The sequence below is a fragment of the Streptomyces sp. LS1784 genome, from assembly GCF_020103755.1.
GTDB lineage: Bacteria > Actinomycetota > Actinomycetes > Streptomycetales > Streptomycetaceae > Kitasatospora.
Genome location: NZ_JAHSQD010000705.1, coordinates 1 through 3,738 on the forward strand (window position 1 = coordinate 1; position 3,738 = coordinate 3,738).

4 protein-coding genes are annotated in these 3,738 nt (G+C 74.8%); 1 reads left to right on the top strand and 3 read right to left on the bottom strand.

The genetic code is table 11. The annotated features are described in order from the left end of the window. Positions 1 to 139: 139 nt before the first annotated feature. The 3 genes from KS423_RS40925 to KS423_RS40935 form a co-directional block, all read right to left on the bottom strand. Positions 140 to 1,150, bottom strand: a complete 1,011-nt coding sequence (locus tag KS423_RS40925) for an aldo/keto reductase (protein WP_224284804.1) — start codon at positions 1,148 to 1,150, stop codon at positions 140 to 142. A 54-nt stretch (positions 1,151 to 1,204) separates the two neighbouring features. Continuing rightward, a complete protein-coding gene (locus KS423_RS40930; RefSeq protein ID WP_224284805.1) occupies positions 1,205 to 1,702 on the bottom strand; it encodes a hypothetical protein in 498 nt (165 codons plus the stop codon). Positions 1,703 to 1,882: 180 nt separating this feature from the next. Then, the gene (locus tag KS423_RS40935) at positions 1,883 to 2,872 is read right to left on the bottom strand and encodes a LuxR family transcriptional regulator (protein ID WP_224284806.1); all 990 of its coding nucleotides are present in this window, start codon (positions 2,870 to 2,872) and stop codon (positions 1,883 to 1,885) included. Positions 2,873 to 3,030: 158 nt separating this feature from the next. Between KS423_RS40935 and KS423_RS40940 the strand changes: the two genes are divergently transcribed. After that, positions 3,031 to 3,432, top strand: coding sequence for a hypothetical protein (locus KS423_RS40940; RefSeq protein ID WP_224284807.1), 402 nt, complete (start codon positions 3,031 to 3,033; stop codon positions 3,430 to 3,432). Positions 3,433 to 3,738 lie beyond the last annotated feature (306 nt).

The window sequence follows — 3,738 nt, forward strand, 5'->3', positions numbered from 1 at the left end:
CACGCCCGTACGCCCGTAGGCCCGCACGCCGGTACGCCCTGGGCTCCACCGGGGCACCGTCCTGCCGCCCCGCCGGCAGCAGGCCTGCGCCGCCCGCCGCCGAGCCCCGGCACCCACGGCGGGCTCCCCCACCGGCCCCTCAGGACCAGGGCAGCCCCGCCCTGGTGCGCCAGTACGCCTCGGCGGGCTCCGCCATGGCGTCGAGGGCGGCGAGGCCCTCGGGCGTCGGGCGCAGGCCGGCGGCGGCAAGGTTGGAGGTGAGCTGCTCGGGGGTGGCGGCGCCGGACAGGACGATGTCGGCCCAGGGCTGGGCGGCGGCCGCGGCCAGGGCGAGGGCGTCGGGGGTGGTGGCGGTGCGGGCGGCGAGGGTGCGCAGCGGGGCGGTGTCGGGGCCGGTGGCGTTGCGTCCGGCCAGGCGGCCGTTGGCCATGCCCTCCTTGACCACGACCAGCCATCCGGCCGCGTGGGCGTCGGCGAGGGCGGGGGCGGCGGAGGTCTCCAGCAGGTTCCAGGTGGCCTGGACGGCGGTGAACAGCGGCCGGCCGGCCGTGGTGACGGCGAGGGCCCGGCGGATGGTGTCGGCCTGGGCGGGGCCGCTGGTGGACAGGCCCACCCGTACGCCTTCGGCGGCGAGGGCGGCGAGGCGTTGGTGCAGGGCGGGGTCGGTGAGGGCGGGGCTGTCGGGGGTGACCGAGTGGACCAGGTAGACGTCCAGGTGGTCGCCGAGCAGGGTGCGGGTCTCGTAAATCTGGCGGTCGTAGACGGCCGTGGAGTGTTCCTTGACCTCGTGGGCGGCGACGCCGCTGGTCTGCCAGTCGGCGGTGTAGGTGTAGCCCCATTTGCTGCCGATCGTCATCTCGGCCGCGGCCTGGGGGTGTTCGGCGAGCCACTGGCCGAGGAACTCCTCGGCGCGGCCGTAGGAGCGGGCGGTGTCGAGGTAGCGCACGCCGGCGGCGTACGCGGCGTCGAGCAGGGTGTGGGTGCGTTCGCGCAGGGCGTCGACGGTGCGTTCGGCGGGCAGGTCCGCGTCGCGCCCCAGGTTGATGTAGCCGGGCCGGCCGACGGCCGCGGTGCCCAGGCCGAGGCGTGCGGGGTGCGGACGCGCGGCGGTGGGGGCGGGGGTTGCGGTGGCGGCGGGGTCGGTCGGCATGGCGGGCTCTCCTCGGGCGCGATGGTTCTCACCTGGGACTTTAGCCGTGTCGGCTCAGCCGGCGGTGATGGTGCCGCGCTCGCGCTCGCGTTCGCGACCGGGCCCGGTCGGGGGCTCGGTCATGGGTTCGGCCCAGCCCGAGGAGGAGGTGCGGACGGCCTGGACGGGGGCGGCGATCGGCGTCTCCAGGGGGCGGGCGGCGCGCACGGGCGCGGCGGCCGGGGCGACGGCCTGGTCCAGGCGCAGCACGAAGTTGACGTAGTCGAGCGCCTTGCCCGGCCAGTGGCAGTCGTTGCTGGTGAGCAACTGGCTGCGCAGGCCGCCGTGTTCGGTGACCGGTCCGGGGGTGGTGCGCAGGTTGGGCTGCCAGCTGCGGCCCCACAGGTGGTGTTCCAGGGACAGCGTCCAGCTCTCCTCGTCCACCTCGATGGTGGCGCCGACCCGCCCGGGCAGCACCCGCAGCCCGTACGCGCCGCGCACGACCGCCCGCTGGTCGAAGTCGGCGTTCCTGCCGACGACGGTGATCCGCCACGCGCCGTGGAACCTGAGCATGCCTGCCTCCTGAAGCCGCGGCGCCCGCTCCGGCGGAGGGCGCCCCGTCCACGTCTACGGCCCCGGCCCGTCCCCCGGCTCAACGCGGCCGGGCGCGGCTCGACGCGGCTCGACGCGGCTCGACGCGGTGCATCCTGGGGCAGGAAGCGCCCGGGTCCACGGCCTTCGCCCGCCGTCCGCTCAGCCGGCGAGCCAGCCCGCCTGGGCGGCCCGGACTCCGGCCTGGAAGCGGCTGCGGGCGTCGAGGCGTTCCATGAGGTCGGTGGCGATGCGGCGGGCCGTCCGGGGTGAGACGCCCAGGCGCTTGGCGATGGCGTCGTCGGTGTGGCCGTCCGCGAGCAGGGTGACGGCGGCCTGTTCCTGGGCGCTGAGCCCGCGTTCGTTGAGGCGGGTGATGGTGCCGACCGGCTGCGCATCCGCCCAGACGGTCTCGAACAGCGCGCACAGCGCGGCCAGCATGCCCTGCCCGGTGAGGACGACGGCGCCGGCGGCGGAGCTGTCGCTGCGGATGGGGATGACGGCGGTGGTGCGGTCGACGACGATCATCCGGGTCGGCAGCGCGGGCACGGTGCGGACCTGACCGCCGTGGGAGACCAGCCAGTTGACGTACTCGACGGTGTGCGGGCTGTTGCGGAGGCTGTCCAGGTAGACGGTGCGCATCCGGACGCCGCGTTCCAGCAGGTCGAGGTTGAGGGGCTTGGCCGCCTCGATGTTCTCGGGTTTCTGGCCGCCGTCCGGGGAGAAGGTCATGACCTCCTCGCGCACCTCCCGGGTGAGTGTGGTGAGCCGGTCGCGGATCTGGTCGAGGCCGGTCAGCTGTTCGACGCCGGGCTGGCCGGAGGCCGGGCGCAGGTCGGCGTACTCGGCGATGAGCTGGGCGGCCGCCGCCCGGGAGGCCTCGATGCGCAGTTGCTGGGCCGCGAGTTCGGCCTGCTGGCGGGCCATCAGGATCTCCATCCCGACTTCGGGGGAGACGGCGCGCAGTTCGCCCTCGCGGTCCGCGGAGGGGCGCAGCAGGGCCAGTTCGCTGAGCGTGTCCAGGGCCTGTCTGACCTGTTGTTCGGGCAGGGCGAGGCGGGCGCCGAGGGCGGCCACGCCTTCCTGCGGGTGCGCGAGCATCGCCCGGTAGACCGTTTCCGAGACCTTGTCCAGTCCCAGTGCCGTGAGCATCCTCCACCCCCGCGGTGAAACCGTGTTCGATCCGCACGCGATCATTGCACAACTGACGGTGACGAAGCCATCGCTTTGGTGGACGGTTCCGGCCACGGCCGGAATGGTCCCCGCCCTTCCCCTATGGGCCGAATGCCCGCTCCGGGCAGGCTCGTTGCATGTACCTCGTTCATACCGTCCTGCGGCCCGATGCGCCGAGCCGGGCACTGCCCGTCGACGCCCGGGGGATCCTGCTGGCCGCCGTCCTCCCCGGGGACCGGGTCGAGCACCTCGTGGTCCATCCGGACGCGCTGCCGGATCCGGTGCTCGGCGTCTACCTGGTCGCGGACTCCCTCGCCGAGGCGGAGGGCCGGGCCGCCGCGTTCTGCCGTCGCGCACTGGCCGCCGTGCCCGCGTTCGCGGGCTGGAGTGCGGCGGGGACGGCCGCTCCGCTCGTCGCGCCGTTCTACGAGCACATGCTGTCCGACGAGGCCGGTTCCGCCGAACCCGCCGGCCCCGTCGGCCCTCCCGACTGCACCGATCCTGGCCGGAACGGTCCAGGGGCGTTTCCGTCCACCTGAAGTCCCTTCCACCGGCCGCGAGCGGCGGCGAAAGTAGTTGTCGTCGGCAGGGAACACCGCCCGACAACAAGACCGGAGCAAGCGTCACCGCGGGACGCCGAGCACCGGAAACGCCCTCAGTCCGTCCCATCCGAGAAGGAGACACCATCATGCTTCGCACCGTCACCGCCAAGGCCGCCGCGGTCGCCGCCCTCGCCCTCGCCGCCCTGGTTCCCGCCGTCGCCGCCCAGGCCTCCCCTGCCCGGCCGGCGGCTACCGTCGCCCCCGTCACCGCCGTCGCCGGCGCCCCCGTCACCACCGTCGCCG